Origin of the sequence: Paraburkholderia sp. RL18-101-BIB-B (assembly GCF_046026985.1) — a bacterium.
Lineage (GTDB): Bacteria > Pseudomonadota > Gammaproteobacteria > Burkholderiales > Burkholderiaceae > Paraburkholderia.
In genome coordinates this window covers 500,648-519,361 of the sequence record NZ_JARESV010000001.1, presented here as the reverse complement: position 1 = coordinate 519,361, position 18,714 = coordinate 500,648, and the positions used below count along the sequence as shown (strand labels likewise).

The 18,714-nt window shown below is 62.5% G+C and carries 15 protein-coding genes; 10 read left to right on the top strand and 5 right to left on the bottom strand.

Annotated features, from left to right (window positions below; genetic code table 11):
• From P0D73_RS02350 to P0D73_RS02325, 6 genes are all read left to right on the top strand, one after another.
• Complete coding sequence (locus P0D73_RS02350; RefSeq protein ID WP_408429461.1) at window positions 1–1,269, top strand: 3-isopropylmalate dehydratase large subunit; 1,269 nt, start codon at window positions 1–3, stop codon at window positions 1,267–1,269.
• Window positions 1,266–1,817: a LeuD/DmdB family oxidoreductase small subunit gene (locus P0D73_RS02345; protein ID WP_408429458.1), complete on the top strand. Its 552-nt coding sequence runs from the start codon at window positions 1,266–1,268 to the stop codon at window positions 1,815–1,817. Before P0D73_RS02350 ends, P0D73_RS02345 begins: the two co-directional genes overlap by 4 nt.
• Window positions 1,811–3,481, top strand: coding sequence for a hydantoinase B/oxoprolinase family protein (locus tag P0D73_RS02340; protein WP_132378379.1), 1,671 nt, complete (start codon window positions 1,811–1,813; stop codon window positions 3,479–3,481). The genes P0D73_RS02345 and P0D73_RS02340 overlap by 7 nt, the downstream gene beginning before the upstream one ends.
• On the top strand, window positions 3,478–5,556 hold the full coding sequence (locus P0D73_RS02335; protein ID WP_408429454.1) for a hydantoinase/oxoprolinase family protein: 2,079 nt from the start codon (window positions 3,478–3,480) through the stop codon (window positions 5,554–5,556). The genes P0D73_RS02340 and P0D73_RS02335 overlap by 4 nt, the downstream gene beginning before the upstream one ends.
• A 10-nt stretch (window positions 5,557–5,566) precedes the next feature.
• Window positions 5,567–6,184 (top strand): cysteine hydrolase family protein, encoded by a 618-nt coding sequence (locus P0D73_RS02330; protein ID WP_408429451.1) that lies wholly within the window; start codon window positions 5,567–5,569, stop codon window positions 6,182–6,184.
• Window positions 6,185–6,257: 73 nt separating this feature from the next.
• Window positions 6,258–7,124, top strand: coding sequence for an isocitrate lyase/PEP mutase family protein (locus P0D73_RS02325; RefSeq protein WP_408175313.1), 867 nt, complete (start codon window positions 6,258–6,260; stop codon window positions 7,122–7,124).
• A gap of 88 nt (window positions 7,125–7,212) precedes the next feature.
• Here P0D73_RS02325 and P0D73_RS02320 read toward each other — a convergent pair whose 3' ends face one another.
• From P0D73_RS02320 to P0D73_RS02310, 3 genes are all read right to left on the bottom strand, one after another.
• Window positions 7,213–10,158 (bottom strand): putative bifunctional diguanylate cyclase/phosphodiesterase, encoded by a 2,946-nt coding sequence (locus P0D73_RS02320; RefSeq protein WP_408429448.1) that lies wholly within the window; start codon window positions 10,156–10,158, stop codon window positions 7,213–7,215.
• Window positions 10,159–10,288: 130 nt separating this feature from the next.
• Window positions 10,289–10,969 carry an N-acyl amino acid synthase FeeM domain-containing protein gene (locus P0D73_RS02315; protein WP_408290385.1) on the bottom strand — a complete coding sequence of 227 codons (681 nt, stop codon included), beginning with the start codon at window positions 10,967–10,969 and terminating at the stop codon, window positions 10,289–10,291.
• Window positions 10,970–11,543: 574 nt separating this feature from the next.
• Window positions 11,544–12,797, bottom strand: coding sequence for a D-amino acid dehydrogenase (locus tag P0D73_RS02310; RefSeq protein ID WP_408290387.1), 1,254 nt, complete (start codon window positions 12,795–12,797; stop codon window positions 11,544–11,546).
• Here P0D73_RS02310 and P0D73_RS02305 point away from each other — a divergent pair.
• On the top strand, window positions 12,757–12,948 hold the full coding sequence (locus tag P0D73_RS02305; protein ID WP_408429621.1) for a hypothetical protein: 192 nt from the start codon (window positions 12,757–12,759) through the stop codon (window positions 12,946–12,948). The genes P0D73_RS02310 and P0D73_RS02305 overlap by 41 nt on opposite strands.
• A 164-nt stretch (window positions 12,949–13,112) precedes the next feature.
• Window positions 13,113–13,997 (top strand): bifunctional helix-turn-helix transcriptional regulator/GNAT family N-acetyltransferase, encoded by an 885-nt coding sequence (locus P0D73_RS02300; protein WP_408429445.1) that lies wholly within the window; start codon window positions 13,113–13,115, stop codon window positions 13,995–13,997.
• 31 nt (window positions 13,998–14,028) lie between these two features.
• On the opposite strand, the gene P0D73_RS02295 is transcribed toward P0D73_RS02300, so the two are convergent.
• Window positions 14,029–14,970: a LysR family transcriptional regulator gene (locus P0D73_RS02295; protein ID WP_408429442.1), complete on the bottom strand. Its 942-nt coding sequence runs from the start codon at window positions 14,968–14,970 to the stop codon at window positions 14,029–14,031.
• A 205-nt stretch (window positions 14,971–15,175) separates the two neighbouring features.
• Here P0D73_RS02295 and P0D73_RS02290 point away from each other — a divergent pair, with 205 nt between their 5' ends.
• Both P0D73_RS02290 and P0D73_RS02285 read left to right on the top strand, forming a co-directional pair.
• A complete protein-coding gene (locus P0D73_RS02290) occupies window positions 15,176–15,952 on the top strand; it encodes a 5-oxoprolinase subunit PxpA (RefSeq protein WP_408175305.1) in 777 nt (258 codons plus the stop codon).
• Between the two features lie 84 nt (window positions 15,953–16,036).
• The gene (locus P0D73_RS02285; protein WP_408429439.1) at window positions 16,037–17,518 is read left to right on the top strand and encodes an amidase; all 1,482 of its coding nucleotides are present in this window, start codon (window positions 16,037–16,039) and stop codon (window positions 17,516–17,518) included.
• 297 nt (window positions 17,519–17,815) lie between these two features.
• Here P0D73_RS02285 and P0D73_RS02280 read toward each other — a convergent pair whose 3' ends face one another.
• Window positions 17,816–18,412 (bottom strand): carbohydrate-binding protein, encoded by a 597-nt coding sequence (locus tag P0D73_RS02280; RefSeq protein ID WP_408429436.1) that lies wholly within the window; start codon window positions 18,410–18,412, stop codon window positions 17,816–17,818.
• Window positions 18,413–18,714: the final 302 nt, after the last annotated feature.

Here is an 18,714-nt window from a genome sequence, read left to right as displayed (position 1 = left end):
ATGCCAGTAGCACAAACGCTTGCACAAAAACTGATTGCGGCGGCCTGCGGGCGGCCGGAAGTGGAAGTCGGGGAAATCGTCACCTGCAACGTGGATCTCGCCATGTTTCATGATTCGAGCGGTCCGCGGCGCCTGAAGCCTATGCTCGAACAACTCGGCGCGTCGTTGTGGGACAAGTCGAAGGTCGTGCTCGTGATCGACCACTATGTACCCGAGACCGACGACGAATCGCGCCGCATCGTGCACATTGCGCGCGACTGGGCGGTGGCGCAGCAGTTGCCGAACGTGTATGACGGTGTCGGCATCTGCCACGTCGTCTTGCCGGAACGCGGCCATCTGCGGCCGGGCATGTTCTGCGTCGGCGGCGACTCGCATTCGCCGACGGGCGGCGCATTCGGCGCGTACATGTTCGGCATCGGCAGCACCGAGATGCTCGGCGTCGCGGTGTCGGGGCAAATCTGGGTCAAGGTGCCGCGCACGTTGCGGATGAACTGGCGGCAGCGCCTCGCGCAGGGCGTCACGGCGAAAGACATGATGCTGCATATGATCGGCCGCTTCGGCATGAATGGCGGCCGCTACCAGGCCGTCGAATTTTGCGGCGAGGCCGTGACGGCGCTGTCGATGCAGGAGCGCATGACATTGTCGAACATGAGCGCGGAACTCGGTGCGCAAGTCGGCTTGATCGCGCCGGATTCGGTGACGGCCGACTATTTGCGCGCTGCCGGCGTGCAGGACGACATCGAGCTCTGCCGCTGGCAAGGCGATCCGCAAGCGGAGGCCGAGACGCACGATTTCGACGCCGCACGGCTCGCGCCTCAGGTGGCCGCGCCGCACAGCCCGGCGAATACGCGTGACGTTGGCGCATACGGCGATGTGGCCGTCGACGTCGCCTATATCGGCGCTTGCACGGGCGCGAAGCTGGAGGACTTGCGGGCGGCGGCGAGCGTGCTGCGCGGTCATCGCATCGCGAGCGGCGTGCAACTCGTCGTCGCTCCCGCGAGCGTGCGCGATCGGGAACAGGCCGCGCGCGAAGGCGTGATGGCCGTTCTGGAACAGGCGGGCGCCCAACTGCTGGCGACCACGTGCGGCGCGTGCGCCGGTTACGGCGGCTCGATCCCCGAAAACAGCACGGTGATTTCGAGTACCGCGCGCAACTTCAAGGGACGCATGGGCGCGGCGTCGGCGCGGGTTTATCTGGGCTCGCCTTATACCGTCGCGGCGTCTGCGTTGCGCGGGCGCATTACCGATCCGCGCGAGGTGCTGGCATGAGCGAACGTCCGACCAACCCGCCGCAAGCCGTGCATGGAGGGACCTCCGCTGCGCATCGCGTCTGGCGCGTCGGCGCGGATATCGATACCGATGCGCTCGCGCCCGGCGCGTACATGAAATTCGGCATCGACGAAATCGCGCGACACTGTCTGGAGATTGCGCGCCCCGACTTCGCGGCGGGCGTGCAGCCGGGCGACGTGCTCGTGGCCGGGCCGAACTTCGGCATCGGCTCGTCGCGCGAACAGGCGGCGGCCGCGCTGGCGCGCCTCGGCGTGCGGGCCGTGATCGCGCCGGCATTCAACGGCCTCTATTTCCGCAACGCGTTCAACGTCGGCCTGTTGCTGCTCACATGTGCTGACGCCGGATCCATCGACGAAGGCGAGCACATCGCAATCGACCCGCGCGCGGGCCGCATCCGCCGTGCCGATGGCGTCGAACTGACGTGCGAGCCGGTGCCCGCGTTTCTGCTCGACATGGTGGAGGCGGGCGGTCTGCTCAACCTGCTCAAGCAGCGTTACCCCACATCCAACGGAGTCACCTCATGCTAGATCCCGTCACGCTGGCGGTCCTCAAAGGGCGACTGGAACAGATCGCCGACGAAATGGACGCGACGCTCTACCGCAGCGCGTTCAATCCGATCATCGCGGAAGCGCACGACGCCTGTCACGGCATCTACGACGCGCTGTCGGGCGCGACGCTGGTGCAGGGCAAGTCCGGCCTGCCCGTGTTCGTCGGCGCGATGGCGTTCGCGGTGCGGGCGGCGATCCGCGTCGCGGGCGAGCGCGGCGGCATGGTCGATGGCGACGTCTGGCTGTTCAACGACCCGTATGAAGGCGGCACGCACGCCAACGACTTCAAGCTCGTGCGGCCCGTGTTTCGCGACGGCAAGCTGTTTTGCTTCCTGGCGTCGGCCGCGCACTGGCACGATGTCGGCGGCGCGGTGCCCGGCAATTACAATCCCGCCGCCACCGAATGCTGGCAGGAAGCCGTGCAGATTCCGCCCGTGCGTATCGTGCGGCGCGGCGAACTCGATGCCGACGTGCTCGCCATCCTGCAGGCCAACACGCGCCTGCCCGATAGTCTGTGGGGCGACCTCAACGGCCAGCTCGCGGCGCTCGAACTGGGCGCGCGTCGCCTGGGCAGCTTGCTCGACGACTACAGCGACGCTACCGTGCTCGAAGCGCTCGCACTGCTGCGCGAGCGTGCCGTCAAGCTGATGCGCTCGCACGTGGCGGCGCTGCCGGACGGCGACTACGCGTTCGACGACATGCTCGACAACGACGGCGTGCGCGACGAGCCGCTGAAGATCGCGTTGCGCATGCGCGTGGCGGGCGACACGTTGACGCTCGACTTCACCGGCACGTCGCCTGCCTGCGCCGGGCCGGTGAACATTTCGCGCGCCACGGCGATTGCCGCATGCTATGTCGCGCTCAAGCATCTCTTTCCCGACGTGCCCGCCAATGCCGGCGTACTGGACGCCGTGTCGTTCGTGCTGCCGGACGGACTGCTGATCTCGGCGGACCGGCCGCGCCCCGTCGGCGGCTACACCGAAACGATCCTGCGCATGATCGACGTGATCTTCTGCGCGATGGCGCAGGCCGCGCCGGAACTGGCGATGGCCCAGGCGTACGGCACCATCAACGCGCTGTCGATCGCCGGGCATCGCAGCGAGGGCGCGCGCAAGGGCCAGCGGTGGGTGATGTTCAGTTTCTTCGGCGGCGGGCATGGCGGCCATTCGCAAGGTGACGGTCTGAGTCACGGCAATGCGCCGATCTCGACGGCGACCATTCCGCCGCTCGAGATTCTCGAAGCCGCGTATCCGGTGCGTTTCACGCAGTGGGCGTTGCGTCCTGACTCGGGCGGCGACGGCACCTATCGCGGCGGTCTCGGCGCGATCTATGAAATCGAACTGCTCGAACATGAGGCCGAAGCGTTCATTTTCGGCGAACGCGGACGCTCGGCTCCGCAAGGTATCGCGGGCGGCGAGGCGTCCGTGCCCAACGTGTTCCGCTATCAGCAGGACGGTGCATGGCACACGCCGCCGATGGCGTCGAAGATGCTCGGCATTCGCCTGAAGCGCGGCGAACGGGTGCGGCTCGAAACGCCAGGCGGCGGCGGTTACGGCGCGCCGTCCGGGCGTGACGATGCCGCCCGCAAGCGCGATTCGGCAATGGGTTATGTGACGACAGCTCGGAAGGAGCAACAGGTATGAAGGCGGCTGCACACGGTTCAATCGTCGTCGGTGTCGACGTGGGGGGCACGTTTACCGATCTGTTCGTGCTCGACGAAAAAGCGGGCACGGCGCGCGTCGTCAAGGTGCCGTCCACGCGGGGCGAGGAAGCGCGCGGCTTCATGAACGGCATCGAACGTATCGGTGCGCCCGGCGACGACTCAGGCGAGCGCGGCGCCGGCGCGATCGCGACGATCGTGCACGGCACCACGGTCGGCACGAACGCCTTGCTCGAACGCAAGGTGGCACGCACGGGCATCATTACGACGGCAGGCTTTCGCGACGTGCTCGAAATGCGCCGCCGCGACCGCCCGCGCACCTGGGGCTTGCGCGGCAGTTTCGAGCCGGTGGTGCCACGCGATCTTCGCCTCGAAGTGAACGAACGCGTGCTGGCCGACGGCACCTTGCACACGCCCGTGGACCTCGCGCAGGTGCGGGCGGCGGCGCGCGATCTGCTCGAACGCGGCTGCGAAGCGGTGTGCGTCTTCTTTATCAATGCCTACGCGAATCCGCTCAACGAAGCGCAAGCCGTCGAGGCGGTGCGCGCGATCTGGCCGAACGCGAACGTGACGGCGGCAACCGAGGTGCTGCCCGAAATCCGCGAATTCGAACGATGCTCGACAGCCACGTTGAACGCCGCGTTGCAGCCGGTGGTGGGCGGCTATCTGACGCGCCTCGAAGGCGATCTGAAGGCGCATGGTTTTCGCGGCGAACTGCTGGTCGTGCAGAGCAACGGCGGCATCATGTCGCGCCAGACCGCGTGCGACGTGCCGGTGCGCACGGCGCTGTCGGGTCCGGCTGCGGGTGTGATCGCGTGCGCCGCAATCGGGCGTGCGGCGGGATATCCGAACCTCGTGACGGGCGACATGGGCGGCACGTCGTTCGATGTGTCGCTGGTGGCGAACGGCGAAGCATCGTTGTCCGCGCAGACGTCGATCGACTTCGGCATGGTGGTGCGCGCGCCGATGATCCAGATCGAGACGATCGGCGCGGGAGGCGGCTCGATCGCGTCGGTCGATGCGGGCGGCCTGCTGCAGGTCGGTCCCGAATCGGCGGGTAGCGTGCCGGGGCCGGCGTGCTACGGACGCGGCAATCTGCGCCCAACGGTGACCGATGCCAACGTGCTGCTCGGACGCATCGCGGCGGATCGTCCTTTGGGCGGCGGCCTGCTGGCACAGATGGACGTCGGCAAGGCGCACGAGGCGATCAGCGAGCACGTCGGCGCGCCGCTCGGGCTGAATGCCCACGCGGCGGCCGAGGCGATCCTGACGGTCGCCAACGCGAAGATGGCGGGCGCGATCCGGCTGGTGTCGATCGAGCGTGGCCACGATCCACGCGAGTTCGCGTACATGCCGTTCGGCGGCGGTGGCGCGTTGCACGTCTGCGCGATGATGCGCGAAGTCGGCACCACGACGGGCATCGTGCCGCGCTTCCCCGGCGTGACGTCGGCCATCGGCTGCGTGATCGCCGACATGCGGCACGACGCGGTGCAGACGCTCAATCGCGCGCTCGCCGATCTCGATGTCGAAGACTTGCGTGCGCGCGTCGCGGGCATGGCCGACGCGTGCCAGGCGCGGCTCGACTCCGCCGGTGTCGCGTTCGAAGCGGTGCGCGAAAGCATTGAACTCGACATGCTCTACGTCGGGCAAAGCCATACGGTGCGCGTGGAAGTGCCGCGCGATGCGCTGGAACGCGCCGACATCGGCGCGGCTTTCGAAGCGGCCTATCGCGCGGCCTATGGGCGCGCGCTGGGCGGCATCGCGGTGCGCATCCTGAACCTGCGTTATGCGCGTATCGGTGTGCGGCCCAAGTTCGATCTGGCGGTGCTCGCGCCGAAAGCCACGGCGATGCCGCCATCGCTCGGTACGCAAGCCGTTTTCCACGCCGGGAAATGGTGGGACGCAACGCGCTTTGCACGCCTCGATCTGCCGGTGGATGCAACGGTCGACGGTCCCGCGATTCTCGAGCAGGGGGATACGACGATCTGGCTCGAACCCGGATTCAGCGGGCGCGTCGATGCGCTCGGCAATCTGTTGATCACACGCAAGTCGGACTAAGGAGCCGCATATGTCGACCGACACGACCCTGGACGCGCGTCGTACCGCGCTCATCATCGTCGATCTGCAGAACGACTTTCTGAGCGAAGGTGGTGCCTACGATCGCGGCGGCGCGGCTTCGGATGCTGCGCGCGCGTTACCGCCGCGCATTGCGCCCGTGGCGCGCACGTTGAAGCAGCGAGGCGGTTTTATCGCGGCCAGCCAGTTTACGCTGTGGCCGGATGCCGACGGCGAGCCGATGATTTCGCCGCATCTGAAGCAACTGCGTCCATTTTTGCGTCGTGGGGATTTTGTCGCCGGCTCGCGCGGTCATGCGACGGTCTCCGCACTTGAGCCTTTCATCGACGTGTCGGTCTGGAAGGTCGCCTATTCGGCCTTCTTCAACACGCAGCTCGACTGGGTGCTGCGCCGCGCGCGTATCGACACCGTGGCGATTTGCGGCATCGTCACTAATGGCGGCGTGGCGAGCACCGCGCGCGACGCGCACATGCGCGACTATCGCGTGCTGGTGCTGGGCGATGGCTGCGCGGCATCGACGCAGGCCGCGCACGACACGGCGCTCGCCGATCTGCGCACGATCGGCGAATTGACGACCTGCGACGCCTTCGCGGATCGCCTCGCAACGTAAGCGCGCCACGTTGCGCGTGCGTGGTCGCGCGCAATCGGCCTTTTTGCCTTTTTGAACTGCAGGAATAAAAATCATGGCGACCGAAATCAAACCACTGAAGACACTTCTCGCCCAAGGCGCTTTGCTCGCGCCTGGCGTCTTCGATGCGTTGAGCGCGCTGGTCGCGCAACAGGCTGGTTTCGAAGGGTTGTATCTGTCTGGGGCGTCGATTGCGTACACGCGGTTAGGGCGTTCCGATGTCGGCTTGACGACGTTTCCCGAAGTCGAAGATACGCTCGCGCGCATCACCGAGCGTGTCGCGTTGCCGGTGATCGTCGATGCCGATACTGGCTTCGGCAACGCGCTGAACGTCAAGCGTACGGTGCGCGGCTTCGAGCGCGCCGGCGCTGCGATGATCCAGCTCGAAGATCAGACATTCCCGAAGCGCTGCGGGCATCTCGATGGCAAATCGGTGATTCCCGCAGGCGAAATGTGCGGCAAACTGCGGGCGGCCGTGGATGCAAGAGTGAGCGCCAATACGCTGATTCTCGCGCGCACCGACGCGGCGGCTGTCGAAGGGCTGGACGCTGCGCTCGAGCGTGCCGAGCGTTATCTGGAAGCGGGCGCGGACGCATTGTTCATTGAAGCGTTGCGCTCGCTCGAGCAGATGGAGACCGTGTGCGAGCGCTTCGCTGGCCGCGTGCCGCTGCTTGCGAATATGGTCGAGGGCGGCAAGACGCCGATACAGAACGCACAGACGCTCACGCAACTGGGCTTTCGTATCGTGATCTTTCCTGGCGGCACGGCGCGCGCGGTGACGCATACGTTACAGGGCTATTATGGTTGCCTGCATGCCCACGGGACGACCGCGCCGTGGCGAGACCGGATGCTCGATTTCGATGGCATCAATGAGGTTATTGGTACGCCGGCCCTGATGGCGGAGTCGGAGTTGTACAAGTAGCCGCTTTTGCGCAACGCCGAAAACCATTGCGATTGTTTTAACGAGCCCGGCAAGTTTGGCGTCGGCGGCCGGGGCGCGGCGAGCCGCATCAGACCGCGCTTTCGCGCTCCATGCGCTGGTCGTCAGCGCCGCGGTGCAGCGTCTGCTGTGCTTTCAGGTAGCGTGCGACCTCGGGGTTGGTCACGAAGCTCGCGGCGGAGGAGGCTGCGAGAATGTCCCGGGCCTCTTGCGGCTTCGCGATCGCGAAGCCCTGCACATAGTCGACGCCCAATTCCTTCAGCGCGCGCAAGGTCTCGAGGTCTTCGACCCATTCGGCGATGCTGCGCATGCCGAGATTGCGTGCGAGGGTAATGATCGCCTCGACGATCGCGATGTCGGCCGGATGGTTGCACATCGTGCGCACAAACTCGCCGTCGATCTTCAGTGCATCGGCCGACAGCTTCTTCAGGTAACGCAACGACGTCTGACCCGCGCCGAAATCGTCGATCGCGATCTTTGCGCCCATGTCGTGCACGCGCGCGATAAAGCGATCCGTATGTTCGAGATCGTGCAGCGCGACGCTTTCGGTGATTTCGATGCACAGGTAATGAACGACGTCCTCGTGACGCGAGAACAGCGTGAACAGTTCGTCGAGGAAGTGTTCGTCGTTGAGCGAACCGCCGCTCAGGTTCACGCACACGAAGCAAGTGTTGGGGAGCGACGCGCGGTTCTCTCTGAGCCATGCGAGCGTCGTCGAGAGCACCCAGCGGTCGATCGCGATGATGGTGCCGGAGTCCTCGGCGGCGGCGATCAGCTTCGCGGCGGTCGCCACCGAGCCGTCCGGCATGCGCAGACGCAGCAGCACTTCGAAGTCGAGTGCTTCTGTGGGCGCGCGCATCGACATGATCGGTTGCATCACGAGGAACAAGCCCTCGGGCAGCCGGCTCTGTCCGAGCGCCTCGATCAGGCTGATTTCGGCGGCGCGCTCCTCGAACGCCGGCGCGCCCTTGCGTAGTGCGACGAGCCGCGCAGTGCCGCCGCGTTTCGCGGCGCGACACGCGCGGTCGGCATAGGCGAGGGCGTCCAGCACCCGTTCACCTTGCGAGCACTCGACTACGCCGATCGATCCCCTGACCTGGAACGCTCGCGTGTCGACGTGAAATGGTGCGGAGTTCAACGCCAGAACGAGTTCGCGGCAGCGCGCGATTGCATCGTCGATAGCCGTGTTCGCGAGCACGCACACGAATTCGTCGCCACCGATGCGCCCGATCGGCACGTGGGAGCCGAGACGTTCGACGAGGCGCGCGGCGACGTGCCGTAATATTTCGTCGCCGGTTCCGTGGCCGAACAGGTCGTTGAACAGCTTGAACCGGTCGAGATCGAGATACGCGAGTGCCCACGGGCCGGTTTCGCCGCGTTGCCGGCCGATTGCATGCTCGATGCCGCGACGGTTCAGGAGACCGGTGAGGGGGTCGTGCTCGGCTAGAAAGTGCAGCCGCTCCACGGCTTTCGAGCGGTCCGTCACGTCCTCTAGCGAGCCTTCGATGAAGCCTTTCGCGCGAATCGCCCGCAGCGAGTAACGCCGCGCGTCTGTCTTCGTGCCGGCTGCGCCTTCGATTTCGATCGACGCGGAGTCGTCGCGCGCGAGAAGCTCAGCAAGAACGCGCTCGGCGCCCGGGGCGAAATAGTCGGCCCAGCGATGCGTGCCGTCGTGCTGTTGAGGTAGGCCCAGCATCGAGTGCAGCGCAGGATTGGCGCGCACGAAGGCGCTTTCCCCATTCAGCGTGAAGAGGCCGATCGGCGTGACGTCATAGGTGTTGCGCAGCTCGACCTGCATTTGCCGGCGGCGCTCGCGCTCTTCGCGCATACGTTCCGCAATCGCGAACGCACACAGCATGCTCGACGACAACGCCGTCACCACGGGGCTAAGCGCGCCCGCCAGCGCTTTCACACCGAGCGCGGCGGCGAGCACTTGCGACAGCGTCGCGAACAGCACGATCGCCATTGACGCGACGTACCAGAGCACGGTGCGCGAACGTGCCTTGATGACCAACTGTACGAGGAAGTAGGTCAGCACCAGTATGCAGAAGCTGGCACATGCCCACAGCACCGGAATGAAGTGCGCGTAATTCAGCGTGAAGGCAGCGATCATCAGCAGGCAGCCGCCGTATCGCACGGCGTGCAGGCTCCAACGCAGGCCGATGGCTTTCAGCTCGCGGCGAAACAGCTCCACGAAGAGTGTCGTGGTCAGCACGTAGTAGGCCGCGAACGTGAATTGCCGCAAGAGCGCGATATGGTCGGGCGGGATGAGCCGGCCCATCCATTCGGTATCGAAGCCCATTGCGTTGGCGCTCAACCGGAGGTTGCCGACGAGCCAGGCGGCAAAGATCACGTAAGTCCATTCGCGATTGATGATTGCCGTAACAAACACGAAGATCGCGAGCGTCACCAGGCCGCCCGTGATCAGCGATGCGGCCTGTTGGAAGTCGAGGGTCGATATCTCGAGCTTCTCGGGGCTCGATGCGGAAGCGGTGATATACGCGGGTCCGGAGAAGGTGCCTCGGCACAGGATTTGCGCATTGGCGGCGTGCTCGCCGAGCCCGAGCGCGAAGCCGGCTTTATTGAAGTTCATCTCGCCGCTCGTGCCGTGGCGGTCGCCCGCGCCGAGCAGCGTCAGGACGGGGGCCGTGCGCCAGCAGGATAGCGTCTGCGCGTGCCGCGACGGCAGGTCGATGAACGTGGTGGCGCCACTGGCGAGCTCAGGTGCCGTGAGCATGAACCAGAATGGCGTTTCCGCGAGATGAGTGCTGAAACGTGCGGTGGGCGCGGTATCGCGCAGGCGGGCGATGGCGTTGTCGGGTGACAGTGACGCCGACGGATCCGCAACCACGGGAAAGCTGAGCGTGACCGTTCCTGTCGTATCGAATTGGCGCGGCGCCCAGAGCATGACTGCGACGCTGCCCAGCACGATCACAAATGGCGCTACGTATACGGAGAACCGCTGGAAAGCCCAGCCGGTCAGTCGGTCCCGAAACGTCCACTTAACGCTTGTCATTTGCTGCCCTTTCCCAATGACTTCATTCTCGATTTCATTGCGATGCTGCGATGGTCAGCGGCGAAAGCACGACTGTGCTAGCGCCACCGATCTCTCGTCCGCCCGGATTTCGCCAGGCGGACACCTTGCTTTACGCTTCGCTCAGCGACCGCAGACGGTCTGAGCCTTCGCTCGGCGGGCCGCCGCACTCAGTCCCTTGGCCGTCTTCCCCCTGCTTTGATGCGACGCTGACGTCGATATCGAAGTGATCCGTTTCAAAAAAGAATCCGAAGAACGGATGGTTGACCTTCGCCCAGCGCTGACGGACCAACGCAACCGGTTTCGCCATCACCCGATGCGGCAACCCGCCAACGTGCGCCATCGGCAGGAATTCGTTCTGGCCGTATACATCGCCGAACAGCATCGCTTCGTATTCCCGATCGAGCGGTGAACGTGCCGTAATTAACATCCAGTCGACCCCGTTTTGCGCGCAATACATGAAATATGCCTTGCACAGCGCCACCTTCACCATCCGACCGATCGCACCGCGCGCGACGCCGAGCCGGGTCGCCTCGGCGAGACGCGCCTCGCCCAACCAGTCCGGCAGGCGGACCGATTGTTCGACGGCGAGCGGACCGAATGCGTTCGTCTGGACCCGCATGGTGCCGAGCGGGCCGCCATCCAGCCGCGACTGCGCGAGCAGCACGACCGTGCCGGGCGCTCCATCCAACGCCTCGACGCCCATGGTCTCGGCGAATTCCGGCAAATGGCGCCGATAGGCGGTGCGGCGCATCTCGACGGCCTTGTCGAGGTCCGCCAGGTTACTTACCACCTTTATCGTAAACGGCAACCTTTCCGTTTTCTTTACGGTGCTCTGATTAAAGCGTTCTCCGAGCGACGTATAACCCGTATTTTGCGACAAAACGACTGAATCGATGCGGTCCATTTCAAACCCCGTAGTTAAATGAGAAAAAAGTCTGTCGCTGTTGAAGCGGCAGAGTCGCCGCTGAGCGACAAACTAGATTCTCATGAACGCAAACGCGGTGATATGCATAGCCGGGAAAATCCGGAGAGCGGGGTTTGAAAAGAGAGGTTTGGGAATCCGAAAAAATTTCGTGCCAGAAATCCGGAATCGACTTTCCGATTCTGGCTGCGAGTGTAAATCTGCGTTTGAGGGAGGTTTTGGATCGTTATTCCGCGGACACCCGGCGGAAATGCGAGAGTTGTGGCTTTCCGCGCGCCGACAACTGCGGCTGGTGCCGAACTTCTGGGTTCGACCGAATCACCCGTCAACTGAGACGGGCACAGGAATGACGTTGAGCTTTGGAAGCGGCCCTTGGGGTGAATCCGGGCCGAACCGCAGAAGTGGGGCGACTCCGGCCCGTGGTTTTAGTGCGAGCGTCCAGTTAGCTGCTGTAGCGACTGACCGCAAAATCGTCGGATTTGATGGCCGGCGTTGTGCCCGACATCAAATCCGCCAGCAGTTGTCCCGAACCGCAGGACATGGTCCAGCCCAGCGTGCCGTGGCCGGTATTGAGCCATAAGCCCTTGATCGCGGTCGGGCCGATAATCGGCGTGCCGTCTGGCGTCATCGGCCGCAGGCCAGTCCAGAAACTGGCTTGCGTCACGTCGCCTGCATGCGGGAACAGGTCGGTGACAACATATTCCAGCGTCTCGCGCCGGGTGCCGTGCAGTTCCTTATCGAAGCCCACCAGATTAGCCATGCCCCCCACGCGAATTCGATCCTCGAAGCGGGTGATCGCGACTTTGTAGGTTTCGTCGAGAATGGTCGAGACCGGTGCCTGGGCAGCGTTGGTAATTGGCACAGTGATCGAATAGCCCTTGACGGGATAGACCGGAATGCTAACCAGGTCTCGCAGCAGTGCAGTGGAATAGCTGCCGAGTGCCACGACACAAGCGTCCGCAGTCAATGTTTCGCCGTTGGAATGTACGCCCTTTAGCGTGCCGCCCTCGACGACCAGGCCATCGATGCTGCGCTGGAACAGGAACTGCACGTTGCGCGCTTGCGCCATCTCGGCCAGTTTGGTGGTGAACACGTGACAGTCGCCGGTTTCATCGCCTGGCAAACGCAGGCCTCCGACGAGTCTATTCTTTGAGCCCTCCAGCGCCGGTTCGGCGCGAGCCAGTTCGTCGCGCGACAGCAACTCATAAGACACCCCCATTTCCTTCAGAACGTCGATGTCCTTGGCGGTACCGTCCATTTGTTTTTGCGTGCGAAAGACTTGCAGCGTGCCCTGCTGGCGACCTTCGTACGTGATATGGGTATCGTTGCGCAGCGCCATGAAGCAGTCGCGACTATATTCGGCAAGCCGCACCATGCGCGCCTTGTTGACGGCATAGCGCTTTTTTGTACAGTTAGCCAGCATCTGTGTCAGCCATTGCATCTGAAACAGGGTGCCGTCCGGTTGGAGCGACAGAGGTGGATGCTTCTGCAGCAGCCATTTGACGGCCTTGGCGGGTACGCCCGGCCCGGCCCACGGCGACGCGTAGCCCGGTGAAATCTGGCCGGCGTTGCCGAAGCTTGTTTCGAGCGCAACAGCGGGTTGGCGATCGACGACCACCACCTCATGACCGGCACGCGCCAGATACCAGGCGCTCGTGACACCGACCACGCCTGCTCCGAGAATCAAGATTCGCATCGACGCCTCCTTGACGAAAGACTGTTCATTTCTGATTCTGGTGCAGGTGCAGGTGCAGGTGCAGGTGCAGGTGCAGGTGCAGGTGCAGAGTATGAATGATGCGCCGTTGTTGCAATTGTCGGCGTTCTCCTGTTTTGCGGGCGCTGAATGAACGGGCGGAGATCGGACAGTGGCGCGGCACTCAGAGCGTGATCATTTGAATAGTATGCGATTTCTGTTTGGGTTCGGACCGTCTGGAACCCGCATGGCTAGCGGGACGCTTTCGCAGGTAACTTGATGTTGACGGACTCCATATCTCTGACTAAAGTCAGAGATATGGACACATCCGACGTTCTCCAGATCCGCAGCTTTAACCGCATAGTCGCCGAAAGCATTGGCGCTATCGATGACCATTTCCTTGGACGGGGCCGCCCGATGGGTGAATCACGCCTGCTATGGGAGATCGGTGTCGAAGGTGCGGACATTCGTGCTCTTCGCGCGCGGCTCAATCTTGATTCAGGCTATGTCAGCCGTACGTTGGCCTCTCTCGAACGGCAAAAACTTGTCACTGTTCTCGCTCATCCAGGCGACCGCCGGGTGCGCCGGGCTTGCCTGACTCAGGAGGGCCTCACGGAGAGGGCTGAACTCGAACGCCTCTCTGACGCGGTCGCTTTACGCGCGCTCGAACCGCTCGGCGATGAGCAACGTCGCAGACTGGTCGCGGCCATGTCTGAGGTCGAGCGTTTGCTACAAGCATCTCTCGTGAATTTTGCGCTTGAGGAGCCCGATAGCGATGACGCACGGTGGTGCTTCGAACAATATTTCAGCGAACTCGATGAGCGCTTTGACGCAGGATTCGACCCGTCCATGAGCCTGTCGGCGGATGCCCGTGAACTGACGGCGCCGAAAGGCGCGTTGATCGTCGCGAGACTCCATGGAAGCCCGATCGGCTGCGTCGCGTTGAAGTTTCATAAGAAGTCCCCGGCCGAGCTCAAAAGAATGTGGGTGAGCCCTTCCGCTCGCGGCATGGGTGTAGGCCGCCGGTTGATCGTCGAGGCGGAGAAACGGGCTCGGCAGGCCAAAGTGCGCATTATTCGCCTGGAGACAAATCGAACGCTGCGCGAGGCGATCTCGCTATACCGGCAATCCGGATACGTCGAGGTCGATGCGTTCAGCGCAGAACCGTATGCCCATCACTGGTTTGAAAAGCGACTGGTCTAAAAAATTTTGCATACCGTTCTCGGAGCGAGGCTTAGCGTGCCGCCGTGCGCGACTGACGCAAGGCCGCATGAGGGAGATAGGGCGAATTGAAGGTTTCGCGGAAGTAGTCGAGAAAGACACGCATGCCGGGCGTGATCGTCCTGTCGCGTGTATGGGCGATACCACCCGCCATTGAAGGTACCGAGTTCCCCAGTGTGATTGTCTCGATGCGTTTGCCTTCGAGCGACCATGGCCGGTACACCATGTCCGACAGGATAGCGACACCGCTGCCATTGGCAACCATGCTGCGCACTGCCTCGACCGAAGAAGTCTGCAAGATCACGTGTGGCTGATAGCCGGTCTTGCTCCAGTAGCGCATCGCCGTGTCGGCGGCTTCGTCGACCGTCAGCATGATGAAAGGCTCTTTGGCGACATCAGCAAACGACACAGAGCGCTTTTCAAGCAATGGGTGGTGTGACGCGACCCAAAGACGTCGTGTAGACGCGAAGATGCGCTCGACCGCGAGGCTCGAACTTGCGACATTGTCGGCAAGCAGGACGGCCACGTCATATCGGTTGGCGATGAGTCCTTCTTCCATTTCATCGCGACTGACTTCGTGCAGCTGGATCGAAAGTTGTGGGTATAGCGTTGCGATCCGTTGCAGGTGGTAAGGCAGAAAATAACCAAGGAGCGTGTAACTCGCCGCTACCCGCACATTGCTTTCAGTCGTGCTCTCATCGCTCGATTCCCTGAGTGCCTCGTCGACGCTGGCGAGAATGGTGTAGCTGTGTTCGAGAAAGCGGCGGCCAGCATCGGTCAGATCGACCCCCTGTGGACCGCGCAGCAGTAGCTGCCGGCCGACCGTCTGCTCGAGGTCGCGAATTGCAATTGTCACGGCCGATTGACTGATATTCAGTTCCATCGCGGCGCGCGATAGTTGGCCGAGTTCTGCAGCGGCAACGAAGTACCGCAACTGACGAAGTGTGATGGACATGGTTACGAAGCCTGGAATCGCGCCAGTCCCGCTCGAAGGCCTGGATGGCGCTGACGATGACGGAGACTACACGCCGTTTGCCCACGCGGATATGAAAAAAATATATACGGAGACATATAAAGAAACAACTTTTTCGAATCCTGTGCGGAGGCTATCGTTGTTCCTGTGGGGTGCGGTGAAGCCCCGATGACATGGGAGACGAAAAGTGCATCGCGATTCTGTGGATCTGAATTCGGACATCGGCGAGGGGTTTGGCGTCTGGTCGATCGGCGACGGCGTGGATGAAGCGATCATGCCGCAGATCAGTTCGGCGAACATTGCCGCCGGTTTTCATGCCGGCGATCCCTGCACGATCGCGCGTACCGTAGCGATGGCGCGAGAGTTCGGCGTTGCGATCGGCGTTCATCCTGGCTATCGCGATCTCGTTGGATTTGGCCGTCGTGCGATCCATTCTTCATCGGAAGAACTGGTCAATGACGTCATCTATCAGTGCGGTGCGTTGCGCGAATTTGCGAGATTGCACGGGCTGGACCTCAGTCACGTCAAGCTTCATGGAGCGCTTTATATGCACGCGGCCGTCGATGAGGCATTCGCTACGGGGCTTGTGCGCGCCGTTCGTCTGCTCGACGCCGGATTGCCGATCTACTGCATGGCGGATAGCGTCATCGAGCGGGTGGCCAGAACTGCTGGACACCCCGTAGTACGCGAGTTCTATGCGGACCGTGACTACGACAATTCAGGATCGATAGTGTTTTCGCGGCGAGTTCGCCCGCTTGAGCCACGCGAGATAGCGCAAAAGGTCTTGCGAGCGTGTATCGAAGGGCGTGTTGTGACGACCGACGGGCGTGACATCGCCATCGAATTCGAGTCGGTGTGCGTGCACAGCGATACGCCTCACGCCGTCCTGATACTGACGGCTGTACGCGAGATATTGGCGCAGCATGGCATAGCGATTCAACGCGCTGTGCCTCGCATGAACTGACCTTGCACAAACAACGGCACTCATCGTTCAAACAGTGCGGAATCCGACAGCGGTATCCCGCTGTTCTACTCAAAAGTGATCAACATGTCCGAATTCATTCTCGAAGAAGCGACCATCGATTCTGTCCATCGCGCGCTAAAGTCAGGCGCTCTCACGGTGGAGCAACTCGTCGAAATGTATCTCTCTCGCATCGAGAAGATCGATCGTAATGGGCCACGGCTCAATTCAATCGTCTCGATCAATCCGCGGGTGCGCGACGAAGCACATGCACTGGATCGCGAATTCGCACGGACGGGCCGGTTCGTTGGACCCTTGCACGGCGTTCCACTCCTTGTGAAGGATCAGATCGAAACGGCCGGCATCCAGACGACCTTCGGGTCGATCGCGCAAAAAGGCTACGTACCCGCGAGAGACGCTACGGCAATTGCGCAGTTAAAGCGTGCCGGTGCGCTCGTGCTCGCCAAGACGACCATGCCGGATTTCGCCACGTCGTGGTTCGGCTTTTCGTCTATGAGTGGCGAGACCCTGAATCCCTACGACCTGGCGCACGATTCGGGAGGATCGAGCAGCGGCACGGCAGCCGGAATCGCTGCCAATCTGGGGCTGGTCGGCATCGGGGAAGATACGGGTGGCTCGATCAGACTGCCTGCAAGCTTCAATAATCTGGTGGGTGTGCGCGTGACACCTGGACTGATCAGCAGGGACGGGATGTCGCCGCTGGTCGTGTTTCAGGACACGGCGGGACCGATGGCACGCACGGTCACCGACGCGGCGATGCTTCTGGATAGCATGGTGGGTTACGATCCACGCGACGAATACACCGTCGTAGACCGGATTGCCGGTCATACCGGTAGCTATGCCGATCATCTGGATGCGGGAGGTTTGAATGGTGTGCGTGTCGGCGTGTTGCGTCAAGCGTTCGGTTCCGATAGCGACCCGGCCTGTTCGATGGTGAATGCTGCAGTTCGCCGTAGCCTCGAGCAGCTACAGGCAGCGGGTGCAATTCTGGTCGAGGTGGAAATTCCGGCGCTTATGGAACAAATCCTGGAGACGTCTCTTTACCTGACGCATTCGCGCGCCGACCTGAACGCGTTTCTCGCCGAGCGACCCGCGCTGCCGTACCGTTCGCTCGAAGCGATTCGAGAAGCCAAGCAGTTTCATCCGGTGCTGGATCTTCTGCAAAGCGTATTCGACGGTCCGAAGCATCCAGAGGACGACCCCGACTACTTCCGCAAACTGGCCGCGCGTGACCGCTTTCAGCGGGCGGTTGTGAAGATCATGGCTGATGCTGACGTGCAGGCGCTGTGCTACCCCGCTGTTCAGGTTCCACCACCGAAGAAAGATGACGTGCGAGCAGGGCGGACCAATACGTTGACGTTCCCCACCAACACGCTCATAGCATCGCAGACGTGGATGCCATCGATCTGTCTGCCTGCGGGCTTCACAAAAGCAGGCTTACCGGTAGGCATGGAACTGGTTGTCTATCCGTATCACGAACGTGATCTCTTCCGTTTCGGGTACGCGTTCGAACAGGCTTCGCAGCATCGCAAGGCCCCGAATGTTTGAGGTGGCCTCGCCACTGCTTATAGTTTGACCTGGACCCATTGATCACGTGCGTGCACCTGCTTCACAATTTTTATACGACACCACTGGCAGTGGACGGAGTAGAGCGTAATCAGGATGTGGCAGGTGTCGTGTTGAAAGATGCGGGTCGTTTGGACAGCAATAGATCGGGAAAGTGACGAGATCATCCCGAGAAAGCGCAGGCTTTAAAGGATGAAAAACCTGCGCCCAAGCTCGGGCTTGGCGCCCCTCATGAAAGCGCCATAGCGAGCCAGCGTGAACCCATCATCCGGAAAGGGATCAGCGGAAGCCGTAGACCACGACCTTTTTCCCCTCGAAACTCTCCTGCACAGCTTGCTCGCAATACTTTGGACACGTCACCGTGCCGTCGCCGCTCACGCCCGCCACGGTGACCGCCCTGTAGACAACGGATTCGACGAGCGTCCCGTCGGCGGCGACGACGATGTTCAGATCGGTCTCGACGCCGGCCGGCACGGCTCCGCCAGCGGTATAGACGATTTTCATGGTGCCGGTGCAATCAGGGTTCACCGTATAGGTTCCATTCTGGTTCGGATTGAATGCAGTCGACCCCCCTTTCGGCAGCCCGCCGATAACCCCGAAGTCGGTGCGCGTAAAACCGCCTGTGCCGTCGAACGTCACCAAGGCGACGTCATCGAGGATCGACGTAGCGGCGTACGGATGAACCGCATTATCCGGTCCTATCAATCCAAGAATTTGTCCGTGACCGGTGAACCCATACGGTCCCCTGAGGGTTGCGTTCGAGCAAAGGCTGCGGGGGCCGCCGTGGCCGCCGTGGTCATCGGCCTGCGCGGCGCCACTGAGCAAGAGAAGTGCAACGGCGGTTGCAGACAGAATGCTTAAATGCTTGATCTTCATGGTCATCTCCTTGTCACCCAGTCAGGCGCGTAACATCACAGCGCGCCGCGGCCTGTTGCCTGGCGGAATGAGGCGCCCAATTCAAACAAATGAAATTAAAAATCGCCGCAGTGATTCCCGGCTGCCGCCGTTTGCGGAAACGAGCGATAAATGAAAGAGGGGCCCTCGATGCGGTCGGCTATTCCCGCGTGAGATGCGAAAAAGCCTCGGCGTTGGCCAAAGTAATTAAATGGGGAAACGCTTCACCGAGCGGTTATTTTTTTAGCTCGGTGTCGGCAGGCACGTGCAGAAGAGGTGCACGA

Bases quoted from the DNA above. Each gene is read 5' to 3' on its own strand.
- P0D73_RS02350 (WP_408429461.1), top strand. From the start codon at position 1: ATGCCAGTAGCACAAACGCTTGCACAAAAACTGATTGCGGCGGCCTGC.
- P0D73_RS02345 (WP_408429458.1), top strand. From the start codon at position 1,266: ATGAGCGAACGTCCGACCAACCCGCCGCAAGCCGTGCATGGAGGGACC.
- P0D73_RS02340 (WP_132378379.1), top strand. From the start codon at position 1,811: ATGCTAGATCCCGTCACGCTGGCGGTCCTCAAAGGGCGACTGGAACAG.
- P0D73_RS02335 (WP_408429454.1), top strand. From the start codon at position 3,478: ATGAAGGCGGCTGCACACGGTTCAATCGTCGTCGGTGTCGACGTGGGG.
- P0D73_RS02330 (WP_408429451.1), top strand. From the start codon at position 5,567: ATGTCGACCGACACGACCCTGGACGCGCGTCGTACCGCGCTCATCATC.
- P0D73_RS02325 (WP_408175313.1), top strand. From the start codon at position 6,258: ATGGCGACCGAAATCAAACCACTGAAGACACTTCTCGCCCAAGGCGCT.
- P0D73_RS02320 (WP_408429448.1), bottom strand. From the start codon at position 10,158: ATGACAAGCGTTAAGTGGACGTTTCGGGACCGACTGACCGGCTGGGCT.
- P0D73_RS02310 (WP_408290387.1), bottom strand. From the start codon at position 12,797: ATGCGAATCTTGATTCTCGGAGCAGGCGTGGTCGGTGTCACGAGCGCC.
- P0D73_RS02300 (WP_408429445.1), top strand. From the start codon at position 13,113: ATGGACACATCCGACGTTCTCCAGATCCGCAGCTTTAACCGCATAGTC.
- P0D73_RS02295 (WP_408429442.1), bottom strand. From the start codon at position 14,970: ATGTCCATCACACTTCGTCAGTTGCGGTACTTCGTTGCCGCTGCAGAA.
- P0D73_RS02285 (WP_408429439.1), top strand. From the start codon at position 16,037: ATGTCCGAATTCATTCTCGAAGAAGCGACCATCGATTCTGTCCATCGC.
- P0D73_RS02280 (WP_408429436.1), bottom strand. From the start codon at position 18,412: ATGAAGATCAAGCATTTAAGCATTCTGTCTGCAACCGCCGTTGCACTT.